Origin of the sequence: Solibacillus faecavium, assembly GCF_014836905.1 — a bacterium.
Classification (GTDB): Bacteria; Bacillota; Bacilli; order Bacillales_A; family Planococcaceae; genus Solibacillus; species Solibacillus faecavium.
The window spans coordinates 1-20,744 of record NZ_JACSPZ010000010.1 but is presented as its reverse complement, the minus strand read 5'-3'; the positions used below and the strand labels follow the sequence as shown (position 1 = coordinate 20,744).

The following is a 20,744-nucleotide window of genomic DNA, read 5'->3' as shown; positions in this document are numbered from 1 at the left end:
CCTTTCATTTTATTCGTCGTCGGGATCATTCGTAGTAAACATATACGTACGGTAATGAAACTTCATACTGTATACGAGTCCGATTGCAAGAGCATTCCCCATCATCGAACTTCCTCCGTAACTAATGAAAGGTAAAGGAATCCCTGTGATAGGTAATAGTTGTATCGTCATCCCGATATTTTCAAAAACATGGAACGTAATCATGGCAATAATTCCTGCACATACATAAGTACAAAATGGATCTTTAAGTAACAGTGTCGTTTTTGTTAAATGGTAAATTAACAAAAAGTATAAGCAAATAACAGCGCTCGCCCCAACAAAGCCCCATTCTTCACCAATTACTGCGAAAATAAAGTCTGTATGGTTTTCTGCAACATATACTTCACGTGCCATAAACCCTTTCCCGAAAATCTCACCTGAACCTATCGCATTAAGTGAGGTAATTAAGTGATATCCGTCTGAAGATGCATATGAGTACGGGTCAATCCAAGAATAAATACGGGCAAATTGATATGGCTGGAATCCAAATGTTTTTTCAAGGAAATCCTGCATGTACAGTGCCATCCATAATAAAGATCCGCCGATAACAGCGGCTCCGCCGAATAAAGGTACAATTATTTTCCATGTAACACCGGCAACAATAACAAGTGCCGCGGTAATCGCAAAAAATACTAATCCCGAACCTAAGTCAGGTTGCAGCATAATTAAGAAAAGAGGCACAATAAGTGTTAATCCAATTTTACCGAGTAACATGAAATCCGATTTGATCGTTTTAATTTGGTATCTTTCATTATGCTTACTTATTAAATAAGCAGTAGCTAAAATGAAAAATGTTTTCATGAACTCAGCAGGTTGAATGCTCCCGATAGGTGTATTAAACCAACTTTGTGCACCGTTACGATAAATTGTTATATTTGTTGAGGGCGGAATGGCTACAACTGCAATTAACAAGAGTAGTCCAAAACCATAAAGCGGCCATGCCAGTTTTTTGTATTGATCCGGGTCAAAGTACATGACAACTGCGACTATAAAGGCAAAAATTGCATAGTTTAGTATTTGTCGAGGAACAAAGTTTGTCACGTATTGCCCGGAAGTTTGCGCAGAAGCGATAGCCAGTAAGCTTACACCAAAAAATATAAATAGTATGATAGTAAGCGGCCAGTCGAAGCGCTTATTAAAATTATAATTGTTTGTATCCATTCATTTCACCTTAAGTTATTAAATTTAACCCATCTAGGGGTTAGAAGATACCAACAAATTGAAGGCATTTAATATGAGAACGGTTAATTAATTTACCCATTCAAGAAAGTATCGAGCTTAAAATAGAGTAATATTTTAAGCTTTATTAACTTTATCATATTCTTAAAAAAATTACTTTAGTAAGTCCAATTTAAAAGTTCGACGAAACATATGAGAAAATGTTTCAAATTTGAATAAGAAGTCATATAATAATCATATTATTCATGTTAAAGGGGCGTGCAAGTAGTGGCAAAGAAATTGAAGTCTGCTGAAGATTTTATGCATCATTTATATGTCCATATGAACGATGTGGAAAATTTTGTTATTTATAGCGGGCTTACGCTGAGGGAATTTATGGCTTCAGTAGAACCGGTAAAGAATGTTTTGCTATTAAGGCATGCCTACGACAATGGCTCTTTTAACATGCATACGCAATTTGATTTTGTTACTAATGAAGATATGCGGGATTTTTTGAAAAGAGAAAGCGACTTAAAACAGGATATATGCTGGGTAGACTTCGCGGCAGAAAAAAATGTTAATACATTGACGCCGCTGGAACAGGCAGAGCTTCTCTATTTAAGTCATAAGCGTGAACCATTAGCATCACCTTTTTTCAGCAAGCTGCAAAATCGGTACGCTTATTATTCATCTGTGGCAGACAAAATGACAAAAGTATATTATCGTTTCATTGGCGATTCTGAAATACTCATATCGAATTTATTTAATCAAATGATAAGAGAAAAAGAAGGAGGAGGAAGTTTTTGGAGAAGAAAAAACAAAAATAATTCCCCTACAATTGATCCTTCTACATTAAGATTATATAGACCATTTGCAAAAGAGGGTGCATTGCTTTCGTTATATAAATTAGATAAGCCAAATGCCCATTATGCAATCGAAGTTCGAGTGTTAAGTGACTATGATTATCCCGATGAAGTTTGGGATGATTTAGATGAAATATTAAAACAAGGCTATGATGAATTAATACAAATTAGTTAACACTCACAGCGAACCAGGCAGTGAGTGTTTTTTATCCGATTTCAGCGTACAGGAGATTCGTGATAAAATAACGTTAGTAAAAACTGGAGGTCAAAAGAATGAAAAAAAGAATCGGTTTATTATATGGTGGTAAGTCTGCCGAGCATGAAGTATCACTATCTACTGCAAAGGCTGTAACGCAGGCGGTAGATTTTAATGAGTTTGACGTCTTTCCAATTTTTATTACATTAAAAGGTGAATGGCGTGTTGGACCTCAATTATCAGAACCCGCTCAATCAATTGAACAATTACAATTTACAACGACTTCAGAGCAATCTGAAAATAATATAACGCAATTCATAAATGCTCATATGGAAAATCCATTCGATGTAGTTTTCCCATTATTGCATGGAACAAACGGCGAGGATGGAACTGTACAGGGCTTTTTGGAAGTTTTGAATATTCCTTATGTAGGAAATAGTGTCCTTGGTTCTGCAGCCGGTATGGATAAAGTAGTAATGAAACAGTTATTTGAAATGGCGAATTTACCCCAAGTACCATATGAATCTTTTATCCGTAGTGAATGGGAGCGTGAAAAAACAGCATGGATTAATAAATGCGAAAAAGCATTAGGTTACCCTATGTTTGTAAAACCGGCTAACCTTGGATCTAGTGTTGGAATTAGTAAAGCAACCAATGCGGAAGAGTTGGAAAAAGCAGTACAATTCGCATTGCAGTATGACCGCAAAATTGTCATCGAACAAGGTATTAAAGCACGTGAGATTGAGCTTGCCGTTTTAGGGAATGATACTCCAAACGTTTCTGTAGCGGGTGAAATTAAGCCAATGACAGATTTTTACGATTATGATTCAAAATATAAAGACGGCTCTACAGCCTTGATTATTCCAGCCGATCTGCAAGCAAATGTCTATTCAGACTTAGTTGATATGGCGAAAAGAGCGTTTAAAGCAATTGATGGAGCAGGGTTAGTCCGAGCGGATTTCTTCGTAACGGATAATAATGAAATCTTCATTAACGAAGTAAATACAATGCCAGGTTTCACACCGGTTAGTATGTACCCGTTGCTATGGCAGCATACAGATCTAACATATCCTCAACTAGTTAAGGAACTTATTAACTTAGCATTAGAGCGCCATACTGAAAAACAACAGCTTCAATACAATAGAGATTGAGTGGGATAAAAAGTGAAAAAAAAATTACAGCAACTCGCAACATGGCTAACGATAGAAAATCAAGCATTTCCTGATACGGTTGTCACAGGTATTTCCATTGATACACGCACAATCTCTAAAGGTGATTTGTTTATTCCTTTTCGCGGTGAAGCAGTAAATGGGCATCGCTTTGTGGAACAGGCATTTGAAAAAGGTGCAGCAGCTTCATTGTGGATGAAAGATGAACCTAACCCACCGGAGAATCTACCGTTAATATTTGTAGATGATCCGGAACAGGCACTGCAAAAAATGGCGGAATGTTATCGTAATGAGCATAAGGCAACATTTATCGGTATTACTGGTTCAAATGGGAAAACTTCCTCCAAGGACATTTTGGCAGGAACTCTTTCTCCATATTTTAAAGTGCAAAAGACGATTGGTAATTTTAATAACCAATTAGGTTTGCCGATTACAATTTTACAGCTTGATGAAGATACAGAAATATCCGTTTTGGAAATGGGTATGAGCGGCTTCGGAGAGATTGAGTTTTTAACTAAACTAGCACGCCCGCATTATGTAATTATTACAAATATCGGCGAAGCCCATATGCAAGATTTAGGGTCGCGAGAAGGTATCGCAAAAGCGAAGTTTGAAATAGTAAAAGGTTTAAATGAGGAAGGTTTGCTTTTCTTTGATGGAGATGAACCATTATTGCAAAGCCTTGTTGCCAGAACGCCAAATTTAAAAACGCAGTCGTTCGGTTTTACACGGAGCCAAGACTTAGTAGCTTCTAATATTGTAGCGACAGCACAAGGCAGTAGCTTTCATGTAGAAGGAGCCATTAATGGAGACTTCTTTATATCTGTTTTAGGGGAGCATCAGGTAAAAAATACATTAAATGCGATGCTTGTAAGTAGAGCTTTAGGGTTAACAGATGACCAAATTCGCGAGGCATTAAAGCAAGTTGTGTTGACGGATATGCGTATGCAGCTTATTTCAGTGGGTGAGCTATTATTTATTAATGATGCATATAATGCTGCGCCAACATCGATGCACGCTGCTATTCAATTTATCGAGCAAACGACAATTCGTAAGGAAAAATGGCTTGTCCTCGGTGATATGCTGGAGTTAGGGAATGATGAACAGTCGATGCATGAAGAAGTGGCTGCATATATAGATAATCAGAAAATCAGCTATGTTTGTCTATATGGTCCGCGCATGAAATGGCTATATGAAAAGCTGCAAACTAAATTTGATGCAGCTCACTTAGTATATTCTGAGCAAGACTATGATCCGATTATAAATAAAATTAAATTAAATGCTACGAGTGAATCCATAATTTTAGTAAAAGGTTCACGAGGGATGCAGTTAGAAAAAATTATTCAATCAAACGAGTTGGCATAGCTAACTCGTTTTTTTACTAAAAAGTGCGGAAGCTTTTTTCTTCGGCAAGAGTCGCTTATTATATTTAATAAGAACATCAATAAAAGTAGGTGAATTGATGATAACAGGCGTACTTTTTTTACATGGATTTTCTGGTGGACCGTATGAAGTGCAACCTTTTGTGCATTATATACAACAACGTACAGATTGGGTTATAAGTGTTCCTACATTTTCAGGTCACGGGGATGCAGAACATTTATCGATGAAAGGCTATAAGGCTGAGCATTGGATGATGGAAGCGGAAATTGCTTATCGTCAGCTAAAAAAGCAAGTAGACGAAGTAATTGTTGTTGGTTTTTCAATGGGCGGAGTTATTGGTATGTATTTATCAATCCGCTATACAGTAAAGAAATTAGTATTATTGAGTGCTGCGGTAAAGTATATAGATCCACCCCAGCTAGTGAAAGATGTTCGGGCAATTGCTCAAGATATGGTTCATAAAAAGCTGGAAGAAAATGAAGTGTTTGCGCGCTATAAAGATAAACTCAAAAATGTCCCACTATCGGCGACGGTTGAATTTATGAAAGTCGTCAAAAAGACGGAACCTTATATTAAAAATATTCAATGCCCAACCTTTATCGTTCAAGGAAGGCTTGACGGCATCGTACCGAATACGACGGCACAGATTTTATACAACCAAATTCATTCACAGCAAAAGCAAATGTATATTTCAGATTGTGGAAAACATCATATTTGTTATAGTGATGATTGTGACGAATGGTTCGATGCAGTGTTCAAATTTATAATGTGAATAAATGTCAGACTATTCGATACGAGCATTATCATTGCATACCGTTACAACCCATGTTAGACTATTAAGAGCAATGGATACATTTTGTGCGAAGACTCTTCAGACTTTTTGATGAAGAGTACTTTTTTTTGATAAACGGTTTTATTCTATTTTTTTAAAAAAGCAAGAACAAATAACAACGGTAGAATTGAACCGCTCGGCAATGACCGGGCTTTCCTTTTCATATAAGAGACTCTGCATGTGAAGCAGAGAGAATTTTTTAAGTAACGGAAACGTTCCACATACAATGGCTCGAAATTTGCCGCCATTTCATCTGAAAATGTAACCATTTGTCAACTTATATAGTAAAAAGGAGATTGAAGAGTTTGACAAATTTTTCAGAATTAAACATTAGTGAATCGACATTACGCTCTATTAAGCGTATGGGGTTTGAAGAAGCAACACCAATCCAAGAAGGAACAGTTACGTTTGCAATGGCTGGTCGTGACGTATTAGGCCAAGCACAAACAGGTACTGGTAAAACAGCTGCATTTGGTATTCCATTAATCGAGAAAATCGATCCAAAGAACCCAAATGTTCAAGCTTTGGTAATTGCTCCAACTCGTGAATTAGCAATCCAAGTTTCAGAAGAACTTTATAAATTAGGGTATGACAAACGTGTAAAATTATTATCAGTTTACGGTGGTCAAGAAATTAGCCGTCAAATCCGTGCATTGAAAAATAACCCTCAAATTATCGTAGGGACACCTGGTCGTATTCAAGACCATATTAATCGTCGTACATTACGATTAGATGAAGTTCAAACGTTAGTTTTAGACGAAGCAGACGAAATGTTAAACATGGGCTTCATCGATGATATTAATGCGATTTTAGAAAACGTACCATCTACTCGCCAAACATTACTATTCTCAGCGACAATGCCTCCAGCAATCCGTAAAATTGCAGAGACATTTATGAAAGATCCTGAAATCGTAAAAATTAAAGCGAAAGAATTAACAATGGAAAACATTGAACAATTTTTCGTAAAAGCAACAGAGCGTGAAAAATTCGATGCATTATCTCGTTTATTAGACTCTCAAAAACCAGAATTAGCAATCATCTTCGGTCGTACAAAACGCCGTGTTGATGAGTTAAGCCAAGCTTTAGGTTTACGTGGCTTCTTAGCAGAAGGTATCCATGGTGACTTATCTCAAGCGAAACGTATTTCTGTTTTACGTCAGTTTAAAGAAGGTAAAATCGATATTTTAATCGCAACAGACGTAGCCGCTCGTGGTTTAGATATTTCAGGTGTAACTCATGTTTACAACTTTGATATTCCACAAGATCCGGAATCATACGTTCACCGTATCGGCCGTACAGGTCGTGCAGGTAAATCTGGTGTTGCAGTAACATTCGTAACACCTCGTGAAATGGGTTACTTACGTATTGTAGAAGAAACTACGAAAAAACGTATGACACCTTTACGTCCACCATCATCAGAAGAAGCATTAGTAGGCTTACAAGAAGATGCAATGCAATCATTGGTGGAATTAGTTCAAAATAACGATTTAGGTAACTATCGTGAGTTAGCGGCTCAGTTATTAGAAAGTAACGAAGCAATTGACTTAGTAGCGGCAGCACTTAAATCAATTACAAAAGAGCCGGATGCTACACCGATCTCTTTATCTGAAGAGCGTCCATTACCAATGCGTCGTGAACGTTCAGGCGGCGGCGGTGGCAACCGTGGTCGTGGTGGTAATGATCGTAACCGTGGTGGTGGTAACCGCAGTGGTGGTGGAGACCGTCGTGGTGGAGATCGCCGTAGTAGTGGTGGCGGAAGCCGTAGTGGTGGCGGAAGTCGTGAAGGAGGTCGCCGTGAAGGTGGCGCTCGTCGCGAAGGATCTCGTGATCGCCGTCCTCGTCCACGTCGCGAAGACTAATAACATTCAAACACATCAACGAGTTACGTTGATGTGTTTTTTTTACATAAAAGAGTAGTTGAAATATAAACTTTTTATAAATTATTTAACAAAAATTCCATTTATATATACTATATAATGTAATGGGGAATTTTTAACGCCATTTTTTTATGGGAGAAGAATGAAACAATTAAGAGATTGAATCGTATAACATACTAGAAAGAAAGAGGTGTAGAGCTTGTGAGAGAACAACCGAAATACCAATTACCGAAAAAAGCACAAACTGTTTGGCGATTATATGGACTAATTCAAACTATTATTATTGCTCTTCTCGTCGGTGGAGTTATATTTCTAGTGGTGACATTTGATTGGCCACAATGGATTATGTGGATTGCTATTGCATTTGTAGTCTTGTCCATTATTTTTTCCATCGCGGTCTTTCCGAGTGTACGTTGGCGAATTTGGCGCTATGAAGTGCGAGAGCAGGAAATCGAGATTCAAAGTGGGTTATTTGTCGTAAAACGGACATTAATACCAATGGTGCGTGTTCAGCATGTAGATACGGAACAAGGCCCGATTTTAAAAAAATATACGTTAGCCAATATTTCCATTTCTTCAGCTGCAACTGTACATACGATACCGATGTTAAAAGTAGAGGAAGCTGACTTACTACGGACAAAAATTTCTGAACTTGCAAGGGTGGCGGAAGATGATGTCTAACGAAAAATATAAACTTCATCCCGTTACAGCTATTATTAATGTGGTAAAAGCATTGAAAGACCTATTGATTCCGATTGTTATTATCATAGTTGCAAATGGCTTTAATTTTAATTTGGATTATCGCAGTGAAACATTTTTCAGTGAAATGATTCCACTTTTTATTTTAGTGATTGTCGTCTTCGGGACGATGGTGAGCGGTCTTATTAAATGGTGGACGTTTGTATACTGGTATGAAGATAGCGAACTGCGGGTTGAATACGGATTATTCGTAAAGAAAAAGCGTTACATTCCATTCGATCGAATTCAAAATTTAAATTATAAAGAAGGAATTTTCCATCGCCTCTTTAAGCTCGTTCAAGTGCAGGTAGAAACGGCGGGCAGCAAAAGTGGTAAGCCTGAAGCTGAGTTAACCGCTGTTACGAGAGCAGCGGCAGATGATGTGGAAATCCAAATGAAAAAAGCGAAGCAAAAAACACCGATTGAAAGTGAATTAATGGAAGTGGTAGAGGAGGAAGAAGCACCTTCAACTATTTTGCACAAAATGAAGGTTCCTGAACTGTTATTATTGGCATCTACTTCAAGTGGAATCGGTGTAGTATTGGCAGGGGTTTTTGCTGTCTTCTCACAATTTGCAGAATTTATTCCGTTTGATGCGATATATGATGAAGTGGCATTTTTAATGGAATACAGCTTCATCGCGGCAATGATACTGATCGCTCTTGCTCTCATGGTAGCGTGGATAATATCCGTTGGCATTACATTTTTGAATTATTATAACTTCACGGTGAGTAAACAGCAGAACCGTTTAATCATTACGCGAGGGTTAATTGAAAAAAAACGTGTAACCATTCCGTTAAATCGTGTACAGGCAATTAAACTTGTGGAAAATCCATTCCAGCAAATGCTGGGTTTAGCATCGATTGCAGTGGAAAGTGCTGGTGGAGGATTCAGTGGGGAAGCAGATAAGAAAATTATATTATTTCCGTTAATTGCAAAAAAGGAAGCGTTAAAACCATTGGCTGAGCTATTTCCTGAATATGATTTTCACCTTTCGGAAGCAATTCAGCCTCCTAAAAAAGCATTACCTTTTTTCTATCGGATAGATTTTATTTGGCTTGTACCATTGATAGCCGCTATTTCTTATTTTTTCTATCCATTCGGATTACTGTCCTTACTATTGGTTTTACCAATACTTTTGTTAGGAAGATGGCAATTTAAAACGACGGGCTATACAATTGAAGGTCAGCAAATTACAATTGTATCTCGTATGATTAGCCGTGTTACCTTTTTTGCTTTAAAAAAACGTGTACAGGTAACACAGGGGAGTCAAACCTATTTCCAAAAACGCCGTAAAATTGGTTCTGCGAAAATTATCGTTATGTCTGGGATGGCAGGGGCTTCGGCGACGGTTCGTCATATAGACCAAAAAGAAGTTGAAAAGATATTAACTTGGTACGAATATTAAAAAGAATAGGATGTGTGCAAAGGCGGTTCCTTTTTCACACATCCTATTTTTTATTTTACTCGTTTTATAGAGTTGTTGCGCCAACGAACCATGTTTTTTGGATTAAAATAAACAAATCCTAAAATAAAGCCGGTAACGAGTCCGCCTAAATGAGCCGCGATATTAATATTAGGTGTTACGAAAGTCATTATTATACTAATGACGATTAATGGTAGCATGATTTGTTTTAATTGAGGGAATAAATGTCTCGTGTAATAAATGAGTGCCCCAAACGCACCGAATATACCATAAATCGCACCACTAGCCCCTACACTAGCGTAATCTGGGGCCTGTGTTACAAATGTAGCAGCACCACCGAAAATTCCTGCTAAAAAGTAAATCGTTAAAAAACGAACTTTACCAGCTATTTTCTCCAGCTCCGGACCAAATAAAAATAGTGAGAACATATTAAAAAGAACATGCATAAATCCAGCGTGTAAAAACATCGACGTAATAATACGCCACCACTCACCAGTGGCAATTAGACCATTAACACTAGCGCCTGCATAAAGTATTTCCCTTCCTAATGAAGGAATTAATGTCAAGGTGTATACGATTAAATTAATCGCAATGATTGACGAGACAATTGGATATAACGTAATGTATTGTTTGAAATTTTCTCTGCGAATAAACATTTTCCACCTCAATTATGTCGATATAAAATAATACAAATTATTATTCATTATACATTGGACTAATGTTCAAATGAAAGGGAGAGCTACTAATTGATTAAAGGTATTGGTTTAGATTTAGTAGAATTGGATCGAATTGAAAAGATGTTAGGGCGTTCTGCAAAATTTGCACAACGTATTTTAACGGAACGCGAATTAATTATTTTCGAGGAATTATCACCAGCTCGGAAAGTGGAGTTTTTGGCTGGGCGCTTCGCTGCAAAAGAGGCATATTCAAAAGCTATCGGTACAGGTATTGGTAAAGGGTGTGAACTCCACCAAATGGAAATTTTAAAGGATGGGCTAGGAAAACCAGTCCTCTATTTTGATGGTGAACTGGTAAATGGCTTTATTTCTATTACACATACACGAACAACGGCAGCTGCTCAAGTAATCTTAATGCAATAATACATACATGCCCTCATTCACTCATATAGTAATTTATCGAAAAAGTTAATCGAAAGGATGAAACTTTGAAACTCCGACTGCTAGTTGTTGTCGTTTGTTGTCTATTTTTGGCGGCGTGTGGGAAAGCAACGAAAGATGAAGTGATTGAAGATGTAAACAAGAAATGGAATGAGGCAAAGGGTTATGAATTAAGTGCTTCAATGGAAGTACGTACTGGGGCTGAGCCGAGAATTTATGATGTGAAAGTATGGCATACGAAACCGGATTTTTATCGAGTAGCAGTTAACCCTCAAGGAGAAACGGAACAGCAGTTAATTGTTCGTAATGAAGAAGGGGTATTTGTTGTAACTCCGGCTCTTAGAAAAACGCATAAATTCCAGAGTGAGTGGCCGAAACAAAATAGTCAAGCCTATATTATTGGAACGCTTGCAGATGATTTAATGGCGGATTCAAAAGCTGTTATGACAGAAGATGATTCAACTTATACATTTGAGCTGGCTACACGGAATGTAGATCAAACAGCTTTACCTATCCAGCAAATTATGGTTGATAAGAAAACAATGCTTCCGACAAAGGTTAGTGTGTTAGACGAGTCTTTACAAGAGCAGGTTGTTATTACATTTGGAGAAATTAAGTTAGGTGTACAACATACCGCAAAGGATTATGAAGTAGAAAAGTTCACTGAAAAAGAAGAGAAAAAGGCAGCATCAGCTGATGTTGTAAATACAGATTTCAGTGTATACTATCCAACAATTGACTGGGCACATACTAAGTTGACAGAAGAGTATGAGGTTAAAGAAGATGGCAATTCCCGTGTTATTTTAACGTTTGAAGGTGAAAAACCGTTTACATTAATGCAGCAACCAATTCAATATGACAACATGGTGTTGCCTGTATTCTCACCTGGGGATCCAGCTGATTTAGGCTACACGATTGGCGCAATTACAGATCATTCTATTCAGTGGGATAAGGATGGCATGACATTCTTTATCGCATCTACAAAATTATCTAAAGAGGAATTATTGGAAGTGGCAGCTAGTGTGCAGCAAAGTAGTATGAAATAAATTGCCATGACAGATGATTTATTGCGAACCTAGCTATATGTCTTCTAAAAAAGATGCATCTTGCACATACTTGTGCAAGATGTTATTTTTTTGTATTAATTTTAGCTTTATTCGAAGTGAAATGTATGCCATAATTTTCTTAACATTTACGGGGTGTTTATACTTTTAAAAAGAGGGTAAAGTCAAAATGGAAAAACCAATAAATTACCGACCTACAAAAGCAATTATTGATTTACAAGCAATCGAACATAATCTCATTTCATTACGCCAATATATTGGCAAAGACATTCAAATTATTGCGGTAGTAAAAGCGAATGCATATGGGCATGGAGATGTAGAAGTGGCAAGAACAGCTATTCAGGCAGGAGCAACGATGCTAGCTGTAGCAACACCTGATGAAGCTGTACACATGAGGGGAAATTTTAAGGATATTGATATTTTAGTGTTGGGTGCTACACCACCTAATTTTGCTCCTTATGCTTCCCAGGAAAATATTATCCTTACCGTATTTTCAACAAGCTGGATCGAAACGGTAAAACAATATATACCTTTGGCAAATCAATTAAAGCTTCACATTAAAGTTGATTCAGGTATGGGGCGTATTGGAGTCTCTACGAAAGAAGATTTACTGGAATTGTACGAAGCAATTGTTATGTCCAATGATTTTATTTTGGATGGTATTTTTACACACTTTGCAACAGCAGATGAAGAAGATTCATTGTACTTTGACAACCAAGTAACCCTATTTAAGGACTTTTTGAGTGTATTGCCAAAAAGACCAAGACTAGTCCATGTGGCAAATACTGCTACCACTTTAGTTAAAGAGCCGTCTTTACAGTATGATGCGGTTCGCTTCGGTATTTCGATGTACGGATTATTACCTTCGTCTTTTGTTGGTTCTAAAATGCCGTTTCCAATTAAACCTGCATTTTCACTACATACTGAACTCATACATATAAAAAAAATGCATGCAGGGCAATCGGTTGGCTATGGTGCAACTTATACGTTAGAGGAAGATTGCTACATTGGTACCATTCCGATTGGATATGCGGATGGCATGCTTCGTAAGCTCGAAGGTCAAGAAGTGCTTGTTGGAGGAAAAAAGGCGAAAATTGTCGGCAGAATTTGTATGGATCAAAGTATGATTTTACTGCCAACAGCATATAATGTAGGAGAAGAAGTTGTATTGATTGGTCGCCAACAGCATGAACAAATCACAATGGATGATTGGGCAACTAAACTCCAAACGATTAATTATGAAATACCATGCGTGATTACAGCTAGAGTTCCTAGGGTATACAAATAAATTTCGATGTAATTTTACTGTAAAAAATTCCAAAAAATCGAAACAAATATGTTCACATTTATCCCCCTAATAGCGAGAATTGTCAGTTTTTTTATTTTCCTGTCTTTTCATTGTAGGTAATCAATGATAGAATTAATGGGAAATGGGATGTTCGGTGGAGGTGCTTGTTTTGTACGCGAAGGAATTGGTAGAAGTAGAAGAAGTGGTAATTGACATACCAAATGAGCTAGTTACTCAATTTGAAAGAACGTTTGGACGCAATACTGAGAGTGGTTATATGATGGCGTATTTGGCGACTCAAAAATATACAAAGCATATGCAACCAAATCAAATACGGGAAGCTTTAATAAAGGGCTATGTGGAAATGTCGCAAATTAATCTGACAATTTGCAGTGAGTGCTTGCATGCAGAGTATGAAGCGGAACATATGGTGGAGCGTCTCGTAAGCGGGGGATGACAAGTTGATTGTAAAACGTGGAGACGTTTTTTTTGCTGACCTATCACCAGTGGTAGGTTCAGAACAAGGCGGGACTAGACCCGTGCTTATTATACAAAATGATATTGGAAATCGTTTCAGTCCAACTGTCATAATAGCTGCAATAACTGCGCAAATTCAAAAAGCAAAATTACCTACACATGTAGAAATCGATGCGAAAAAGTATGGTTTTGAACGCGATTCGGTAATTTTGCTTGAGCAATTGCGTACAATTGATAAGTCACGATTAACAGATCGGATTACTCAGCTTGACACAAAACTAATGCAGGAAGTCGATATCGCGCTCAATATTAGTTTAGGACTCGTAAAATTTTAATACATAAAAAAAGCATCGAAACTTATGGTTTCGATGCTTTTTATTATCTTCACAATAATATTATTTTATAAATAGTAAGCTGTAATCATGTAAAAATATAACAAATAGTTTACAATAAATACATCGAGTATTTATATAGATATACTTCTAATTAAAAATAATTTTGAAATCAAATTTAAGTTATAAACATACCGTATGCTATAATAAAAAAGATTAATAATTCCGAAAATTGATAATGTGTATTAACTCCGTATAATGAAAATGTAGGAAATTGGAGGCACTATGATGAAGACGAAATCTACCGTAGAGATTATAACAGAATGGGATATTGTAGCTGCACGCCAACTTGGACGAAACGAAGCGAAAGCTATTGGCTTTGGCGCGGTAGATCAGGCTCGAATTACGACTGCAATTAGTGAACTTGCCAGAAATATATATTTATATGCTAGGGCAGGGGAAGTGACAATCGAGCGTATTAGCGAGGGTGTGAAAGTTGGTATTCGTATTACAGCGGCAGATAAAGGACCCGGAATAAATAATATAAAAAAAGTAATGGAAGATGGTTATTCCACTTCCGGGGGGCTAGGTGCAGGGCTGCCAGGTGTTAAAAGATTAATGGATACGATGGATATCCAATCCTCTGTTGAAAAAGGAACGACTATAATTATTGAAAAATGGGTTTAGTAGGATGTGATAAAATTTGAAAGAGCTGCAAATGCAATATCAAAAAATATTATCGGACTTTTTATCAAATCAAACGGAAAGGAATTTATATATTGGCCAAAACTTTATTCGCCAGTTAATCCAGAAGAAAGTAGCTCCGGAAGAAGTAATAAATATTCATAAACATGCGATGGAGCAACTCTATCCTGACTTACCCGAATATATTTCGCATAGCTATGATTTTTTAATTGAGATTATGGTCCATTTTGGTTTAACCTTAAAAGAGCATCAAAGTTTGTTAGAACAGCAGGAAGAACTGCGTATGGAGATGAATGTTGCTACAAAAATTCAAAATATGATATTGAGCACGGAAATTCCCCAATTTAAAGATATTGATATCGGAATGGTATCAATACCGATACGGAAGATGAATGGTGATTATGTTCATTTTTTGGGAGATAAATCGAATGTGAGTGTAGCGGTAACGGATGTTGTAGGGAAGGGTGTTCCGGCAGCGCTTTGTATGTCGATGGTAAAGTACGGTCTTGATACACTTGAATGCTCTAATAATGCACCGTCTCATATTTTGGGAGTGTTAAATCGAATTATTGAAAAAAGTGTAGATGATAGTATGTTTGTCTCAATGTTTTATGGTACTTACAATGTCGAAAATGGTAAATTTACATACGGTTCAGCTGGTCATGAGCCCTCTTTATATTATAATTCCAGTAAAAGAACTTTTTTCGATTTAGAATCAAAAGGATTACTTTTGGGTGTTATGCCCGAAGTTAAATATCCACAATACGAAGTACAGCTCGAGGAAGGCGATTTCATCGTAATGATGACAGATGGCGTAACAGATTTCCGGAAACAGGGGGAACTGGATCCACGGGATGTAATTAAAAACATAGCATTGAGTTATCGTCACTTTACGGCTCAGGAAATGTGTGAAAAAATGTATGCATACTTAAAGAGTCTGCCGGAGTTTGATTTAGAGGATGATTTTACAGTCGTCATTTTTAAAAAATAAATAATTTTATGTTTAGTTACCTAGGGATTTGGGTAATGTAATTAAGTTTATAGATGGAGGTGTCTAATAATGAATGTGAATGTTCAATTTAGAGAAGATGGTAATGTTTTGCGAGGCTATATCGAGGGTGAAATCGATACTTATACAGCTCCGGTATTGCGTGAAGAATTGGAAACGGTGCAAATTGTTGAAGGCCGTGTAATTGAGTTGGACTTATCAAAAGTAAATTATATGGATAGTACAGGTTTAGGGATTTTTGTTGCGTTTTATAAAAAGGTGACAAGGGACAATGCATCACTTAAATTAGTGGGCTTATCAAATCGTTTAGTTAGATTGTTTGAAATTACAGGATTAAGTGAACTGATGAGTATTGAGACAGACGAGGAATTGGAGTTGAAATAATGAAGGCATTTGACTATATTGAAATTCGAGTACCTGCCAAGTCGCAATATGTAAGTGTAATCCGTCTGACTATTTCAGGATTAGCGATGCGAGTTGGATTTACTTATGATGAAATTGAAGATTTAAAAATAGCTACAAGTGAAGCGGTAACAAATGTTGTCCACCATGCATATAAAGCCAACGAAGATGGTGAAGTTGTAATTGGATGTGCATTATTCGAAAATAAAATTGAAATAATGGTAGCTGATTATGGTGTAAGTTTTAATTTTGAAGAAGTAAAATCAAAGATTGGTCCATATCACGAAGATGAAAACGTAGCCCTTTTACGTGAAGGGGGATTAGGAATTTTTTTAATGGAAACTTTAATGGATGAAGTGAAATTAACTAACGAAGGTGGCGTCACTGTTTTCATGACGAAGTATGTCTCGAGAGAGCAGGTGAAAGGAAATGTCGAAAGAATCACTACCTAAAAATTCATCAAAAGAAGAAGTACTAAATTGGATTGCCGAATATCAAGACAATGGCAGTGAAGAAGCACAGACAAACCTTGTGCTCCATTATCAACAATTGGTAGAGTCGATTGCTCGCAAATACTCCCATGGTAAATCTTATTATGATGATATTGTACAAGTCGGTATGCTTGGCTTGTTAGGTGCAATCCGACGTTTTGACCCTTCTTTTGGCCGGAGTTTTGAGGCGTTTGCAGTTCCAACGATTGTGGGGGAAATAAAGCGCTTTTTACGTGATAAAACATGGGACGTGCATGTTCCTAGACGAATAAAAGAATTAGGACCTAGAATTAAAGCGGCAGTAGAAGCATTGACTACTTCGCTACAACGTTCTCCTTCAATTACTGAGATTGCTGATTATTTAGAGGTTCAGGATGAAGAAGTATTAGAGGCAATGGAGATGGGACGAAGCTATCAAGCGTTATCAATGGATCACTCGATTGAATCTGATTCGGATGGAAGTACAGTAACATTATTTGATGTTGTCGGAAGAGAAGATGTCGGATATGAAGCGACAAACCGCCGAATGCTTGTAGCGGATGCGATGAATGTATTAAATGAGCGTGAGCGACAAATTATCCAGTTAACCTATTTAGAACAATTAAGTCAAAAGGAAGCTGGAGAAAGACTCGGTATTTCACAAATGCATGTTTCAAGAATTCAGCGAAAAGCTGTGAAAAAATTACAGGATGCCATTGCAGCAAGTGGTGGCGTATCTTTATAAAAAAGTTTGAGTCTACTAGATAAGTAGGCTCTTTTTTTACGGGAATTTGATCGATAATCGGGAAAATACTTATCCATAAGTGATACACTAAAGGCAGTTTAAAATTTAAAGGAGTGGCATAATGGAGCAACAAAAAATGTTACAGATAATCGCCAAAGATGCGAATGTAGAACCAAAACAAGCGCAAGCAGTTATTGGGTTATTAGAAGAGGGCAATACCGTACCTTTTATTGCACGCTACCGAAAAGAAGTTACAGGTTCCTTGGATGAAGTTCAAATTAAGGCAGTAGAAGACCGCTACCATTACATACAACAACTCGAAACACGTAAAGAAGAAGTAGTTCGCTTGATTGATGAGCAAGGGAAGTTAACCGAGGAGTTACAAGCATCAATTAATGCAGCAACAGTTTTACAACGAGTGGAAGATTTATACCGTCCGTATAAGCAAAAACGCCGTACCAAAGCGACAATTGCAAAAGAGCGTGGCTTAGAACCGTTGGCAGAACAAATATTAAAATTTAGTAAGCAATCTTTAGAACAGCTTGCGAATCCGTTTTTAAACGAAGAACAAGGTGTAATAACGATCGATGACGCATTGACAGGTGCGCGTGACATATTAGCGGAGCGATTTGCAGATGATGCTACAGTTCGCGGAAAACTACGTACTCTTTCTTGGCGAGAAGGAAAGCTCGTGACTATGTTGAAAAATGCGGATAAGGATGAGAAGCAAGTATTTGAAATGTATTATGAATATGAGGAACCTGTCCACCGAATGGCCCCGCACCGTACATTGGCGGTGAATCGTGGGGAGAAAGAAGAAGTATTAAGAGTTTCAATTGAAGTACCTGTAGATAAAGCCACTGCTCAAATGGAAAATTACTTTATTCCTAGAAACTTTATAGGCCCGTCTGTGAATGAAGTTAAATCAGCGATTACTGATAGCTATAAACGTTTAATTAAACCATCCATTGAGAACGAATTGCGGGCGGAACTTACTTCAAAAGCTGAGGCACAAGCAATTCACATTTTTTCGGAAAACTTGAGAAATCTATTATTGCAGCCTCCAATGCGCGGAAAAGTTGTACTAGGTGTAGACCCTGCTTACCGCACAGGTTGTAAACTAGCGGTAGTTGATGAGACAGGGAAAATGATTGAAGTTGGGGTTATTTATCCGCATACAACATCAGATCCATCAAAAGCAAAAGAGGCTGTTAAAGCATTACTGAAAAAATATCCAATTAGTATTATTGCGATAGGGAACGGTACAGCATCTCGTGAAACAGAGCAATTTATTGCGGAGTTATTGAAAGAAACTGATGGGGATATTGCCTATGTTATTGTAAATGAAGCAGGGGCATCGGTGTATTCAGCATCGGAAGTGGCACGTGCGGAATTCCCGAATCTACAAGTTGAGCAACGTAGTGCCGTATCAATTGCACGCCGTTTACAGGATCCACTATCCGAGTTGGTGAAAATTGATCCGAAAGCTGTCGGTGTAGGTCAGTACCAGCATGATGTATCTCAAAAACAGCTGGCTGAATCATTGACGTTCATTGTAGAAACTGCAGTAAACCAAGTGGGGGTTGATGTGAATACGGCATCTGCATCACTTTTACAATATGTATCAGGGCTATCCAAAACAGTGGCTGAAAATATTGTAGCTATGCGAAGTGAAAATGGATCCTTCTCTTCACGGACACAGCTTAAAAAGATACCGCGTTTAGGTGCCAAAACCTATGAACAAGCAATTGGCTTTTTACGTATTTCAGAAGCAAAAAACCCATTAGATGCAACCGGTATTCACCCAGAGAGCTATAAACTGGCTGAAGCAATTTTGGAGGCAGCGGGCGTAACAAAAAAAGATGTAGGTACGCAAAAGGCAGAAGAGGCTATTAGTAAATTAAGTTTATCAACATTAAGTGAAACACTAAATGTCGGGGAAGTAACCTTGAAGGATATTATTGATACTTTAATAAAGCCAACGCGTGACCCTCGAGATGCATTTCCACAGCCTTTACTAAAAACAGATGTATTGCAGATGGATGATTTACAAGTAGGAATGGAATTGCAAGGAACTGTTCGAAATGTTGTGGATTTCGGGGCGTTTGTTGATATTGGTGTAAAACAAGATGGTCTAGTTCACATATCTAAATTGCAAAAGGGACGTGTAAAGCATCCGTTAGATGTCGTATCATTAGGTGATATTGTGACGGTATGGGTAGAAAAGGTAGAAGCAAGTAAAGGGCGTATTTCATTAACGATGCTCTCACCGGAAAATCAACTAAACGTGTAAAGAAAATAAATATGAATTATAATAAAAAGCGCATAAATTAATATGTGCTTTTTATTATGTGTGGGGAGGTAGCGTATGACAGATGAACAACTTCAAGAACTTGTAGAACAGTTATCTAATGAATATTTTAACCGACCTTTTGTTCATAAAGCGTATTTTAATAGTCGTTTAAAAACAACGGGTGGACGGTATTTGTTAAGTAGTCACAATATAGAACTCAATAAAAAGCTTTATGATCATTTCGGGTTACAAGAGCTCAAGGGGATTATTTTACATGAACTTTGCCATTATCATTTACATATTTTAGGGATGGGCTATAAGCATCGAGATGCGGATTTCCGCAATTTATTGAAAAAGGTTGGAGCGCCAAGATTTTGTTCTACAATAGAGCAGCCAACTAAGCAGCTAAAGAAAAAGGTAGTTCATATGTATAGTTGTGTAAGTTGTGGGCAGATTTATAGAAGGAAAAAAAAGATGGATGTAAAAAGGTATTCTTGTAGCATATGCCAAGGGAAAATTAAATTTTTGCGAAGTGAAATTTAATTTAATAAAATGTTTAAATAGTAGAGAATAAAGGAAAAGATAAATTATGTGCTTTTCAGGTGAATATGTTTTTTTATATATAATAAGGAAGTAAATTATTTTTTTGAAAAAATTATTAAAAAGTGTTGACGAACCTTATTTCGATATCTATAATAATAAAAGTCGACAAGATGATGTCGCTAAGAAATGATTATTCCGAAGTAGCTCAGTTGGTAGAGCATCCGGCTGTTAACCGGCAGGTCGCAGGTTCGAGTCCTGCCTTCGGAGCCATTATAGGCCCGTTGGTCAAGTGGTTAAGACACCGCCCTTTCACGGCGGTAACACGGGTTCGAATCCCGTACGGGTCACCACTTTTAATTTCATATTATAGTTTACTTATGGTCCCGTGGTGTAGCGGTTAACATGCCTGCCTGTCACGCAGGAGATCGCCGGTTCGATCCCGGTCGGGACCGCCATTTATTGGGGTATAGCCAAGCGGTAAGGCAACGGATTTTGATTCCGTCATGCCCTGGTTCGAATCCAGGTTCCCCAGCCATTTTGGAGCCATTAGCTCAGTTGGTAGAGCATCTGACTTTTAATCAGAGGGTCGAAGGTTCGAGTCCTTCATGGCTCACCAG

General features: G+C 37.5%; 21 protein-coding genes and 5 tRNA genes. 24 read left to right on the top strand and 2 right to left on the bottom strand.

Annotated features, from left to right (window positions below):
* Nucleotides 1-9: 9 nt before the first annotated feature.
* Nucleotides 10-1,200 (bottom strand): FtsW/RodA/SpoVE family cell cycle protein, encoded by a 1,191-nt coding sequence (locus H9635_RS16240; RefSeq protein WP_191701357.1) that lies wholly within the window; start codon nucleotides 1,198-1,200, stop codon nucleotides 10-12.
* A gap of 285 nt (nucleotides 1,201-1,485) precedes the next feature.
* Between H9635_RS16240 and H9635_RS16235 the strand changes: the two genes are divergently transcribed.
* The 7 genes from H9635_RS16235 (at nucleotide 1,486) to H9635_RS16205 (ending at nucleotide 9,663) form a co-directional block, all read left to right on the top strand.
* Nucleotides 1,486-2,235 (top strand): hypothetical protein, encoded by a 750-nt coding sequence (locus H9635_RS16235; RefSeq protein ID WP_191701356.1) that lies wholly within the window; start codon nucleotides 1,486-1,488, stop codon nucleotides 2,233-2,235.
* 98 nt (nucleotides 2,236-2,333) lie between these two features.
* On the top strand, nucleotides 2,334-3,407 hold the full coding sequence (locus H9635_RS16230) for a D-alanine--D-alanine ligase (RefSeq protein WP_191701355.1): 1,074 nt from the start codon (nucleotides 2,334-2,336) through the stop codon (nucleotides 3,405-3,407).
* Between the two features lie 12 nt (nucleotides 3,408-3,419).
* Entirely contained in the window at nucleotides 3,420-4,790 is a 1,371-nt protein-coding gene (locus H9635_RS16225; protein WP_191701354.1) for a UDP-N-acetylmuramoyl-tripeptide--D-alanyl-D-alanine ligase, read from the top strand.
* A gap of 97 nt (nucleotides 4,791-4,887) precedes the next feature.
* The gene (locus H9635_RS16220) at nucleotides 4,888-5,580 is read left to right on the top strand and encodes an alpha/beta hydrolase (protein WP_191701353.1); all 693 of its coding nucleotides are present in this window, start codon (nucleotides 4,888-4,890) and stop codon (nucleotides 5,578-5,580) included.
* Nucleotides 5,581-5,945: 365 nt separating this feature from the next.
* Nucleotides 5,946-7,499, top strand: a complete 1,554-nt coding sequence (locus tag H9635_RS16215) for a DEAD/DEAH box helicase (protein ID WP_191701352.1) — start codon at nucleotides 5,946-5,948, stop codon at nucleotides 7,497-7,499.
* A 219-nt stretch (nucleotides 7,500-7,718) separates the two neighbouring features.
* On the top strand, nucleotides 7,719-8,198 hold the full coding sequence (locus tag H9635_RS16210) for a PH domain-containing protein (protein WP_191701351.1): 480 nt from the start codon (nucleotides 7,719-7,721) through the stop codon (nucleotides 8,196-8,198).
* Complete coding sequence (locus H9635_RS16205) at nucleotides 8,191-9,663, top strand: PH domain-containing protein (protein ID WP_191701350.1); 1,473 nt, start codon at nucleotides 8,191-8,193, stop codon at nucleotides 9,661-9,663. The genes H9635_RS16210 and H9635_RS16205 overlap by 8 nt, the downstream gene beginning before the upstream one ends.
* A 50-nt stretch (nucleotides 9,664-9,713) precedes the next feature.
* On the opposite strand, the gene H9635_RS16200 is transcribed toward H9635_RS16205, so the two are convergent.
* The gene (locus H9635_RS16200; RefSeq protein ID WP_191701349.1) at nucleotides 9,714-10,337 is read right to left on the bottom strand and encodes a rhomboid family intramembrane serine protease; all 624 of its coding nucleotides are present in this window, start codon (nucleotides 10,335-10,337) and stop codon (nucleotides 9,714-9,716) included.
* 90 nt (nucleotides 10,338-10,427) lie between these two features.
* Here H9635_RS16200 and acpS point away from each other — a divergent pair, with 90 nt between their 5' ends.
* From acpS to H9635_RS16115, 17 genes are all read left to right on the top strand, one after another.
* On the top strand, nucleotides 10,428-10,781 hold the full coding sequence (gene acpS, locus H9635_RS16195; RefSeq protein ID WP_191701348.1) for a holo-ACP synthase: 354 nt from the start codon (nucleotides 10,428-10,430) through the stop codon (nucleotides 10,779-10,781).
* A gap of 65 nt (nucleotides 10,782-10,846) precedes the next feature.
* Nucleotides 10,847-11,845 carry a LolA family protein gene (locus tag H9635_RS16190; RefSeq protein WP_191701347.1) on the top strand — a complete coding sequence of 333 codons (999 nt, stop codon included), beginning with the start codon at nucleotides 10,847-10,849 and terminating at the stop codon, nucleotides 11,843-11,845.
* Nucleotides 11,846-12,032: 187 nt separating this feature from the next.
* Entirely contained in the window at nucleotides 12,033-13,151 is a 1,119-nt protein-coding gene (alr, locus tag H9635_RS16185; protein WP_191701346.1) for an alanine racemase, read from the top strand.
* A gap of 169 nt (nucleotides 13,152-13,320) precedes the next feature.
* Complete coding sequence (locus H9635_RS16180) at nucleotides 13,321-13,608, top strand: transcriptional regulator (RefSeq protein WP_191701345.1); 288 nt, start codon at nucleotides 13,321-13,323, stop codon at nucleotides 13,606-13,608.
* A gap of 4 nt (nucleotides 13,609-13,612) precedes the next feature.
* The gene (locus tag H9635_RS16175) at nucleotides 13,613-13,963 is read left to right on the top strand and encodes a type II toxin-antitoxin system PemK/MazF family toxin (RefSeq protein WP_191701344.1); all 351 of its coding nucleotides are present in this window, start codon (nucleotides 13,613-13,615) and stop codon (nucleotides 13,961-13,963) included.
* 285 nt (nucleotides 13,964-14,248) lie between these two features.
* The gene (locus H9635_RS16170) at nucleotides 14,249-14,647 is read left to right on the top strand and encodes an anti-sigma regulatory factor (RefSeq protein ID WP_191701343.1); all 399 of its coding nucleotides are present in this window, start codon (nucleotides 14,249-14,251) and stop codon (nucleotides 14,645-14,647) included.
* A 16-nt stretch (nucleotides 14,648-14,663) separates the two neighbouring features.
* Nucleotides 14,664-15,656, top strand: coding sequence for a PP2C family protein-serine/threonine phosphatase (locus H9635_RS16165; RefSeq protein ID WP_191701342.1), 993 nt, complete (start codon nucleotides 14,664-14,666; stop codon nucleotides 15,654-15,656).
* Between the two features lie 69 nt (nucleotides 15,657-15,725).
* Nucleotides 15,726-16,058, top strand: coding sequence for an STAS domain-containing protein (locus tag H9635_RS16160; RefSeq protein ID WP_191701341.1), 333 nt, complete (start codon nucleotides 15,726-15,728; stop codon nucleotides 16,056-16,058).
* The gene (gene rsbW / locus H9635_RS16155; RefSeq protein WP_191701340.1) at nucleotides 16,058-16,528 is read left to right on the top strand and encodes an anti-sigma B factor RsbW; all 471 of its coding nucleotides are present in this window, start codon (nucleotides 16,058-16,060) and stop codon (nucleotides 16,526-16,528) included. The genes H9635_RS16160 and rsbW overlap by 1 nt, the downstream gene beginning before the upstream one ends.
* Nucleotides 16,506-17,291, top strand: a complete 786-nt coding sequence (sigB, locus tag H9635_RS16150) for an RNA polymerase sigma factor SigB (protein WP_191701339.1) — start codon at nucleotides 16,506-16,508, stop codon at nucleotides 17,289-17,291. Before rsbW ends, sigB begins: the two co-directional genes overlap by 23 nt.
* Nucleotides 17,292-17,412: 121 nt before the next feature.
* On the top strand, nucleotides 17,413-19,584 hold the full coding sequence (locus tag H9635_RS16145; RefSeq protein WP_191701338.1) for a Tex family protein: 2,172 nt from the start codon (nucleotides 17,413-17,415) through the stop codon (nucleotides 19,582-19,584).
* A gap of 75 nt (nucleotides 19,585-19,659) precedes the next feature.
* The gene (locus tag H9635_RS16140; protein WP_191701337.1) at nucleotides 19,660-20,127 is read left to right on the top strand and encodes a SprT family protein; all 468 of its coding nucleotides are present in this window, start codon (nucleotides 19,660-19,662) and stop codon (nucleotides 20,125-20,127) included.
* A gap of 194 nt (nucleotides 20,128-20,321) precedes the next feature.
* Nucleotides 20,322-20,397, top strand: a tRNA-Asn gene (locus tag H9635_RS16135).
* A 5-nt stretch (nucleotides 20,398-20,402) separates the two neighbouring features.
* Nucleotides 20,403-20,477 (top strand) — tRNA-Glu (locus tag H9635_RS16130).
* A 29-nt stretch (nucleotides 20,478-20,506) separates the two neighbouring features.
* Nucleotides 20,507-20,582 (top strand) — tRNA-Asp (locus tag H9635_RS16125).
* A 5-nt stretch (nucleotides 20,583-20,587) separates the two neighbouring features.
* Nucleotides 20,588-20,662 (top strand) — tRNA-Gln (locus tag H9635_RS16120).
* 5 nt (nucleotides 20,663-20,667) lie between these two features.
* Nucleotides 20,668-20,743: transfer RNA gene (locus H9635_RS16115), tRNA-Lys, on the top strand.
* Nucleotide 20,744 lies beyond the last annotated feature (1 nt).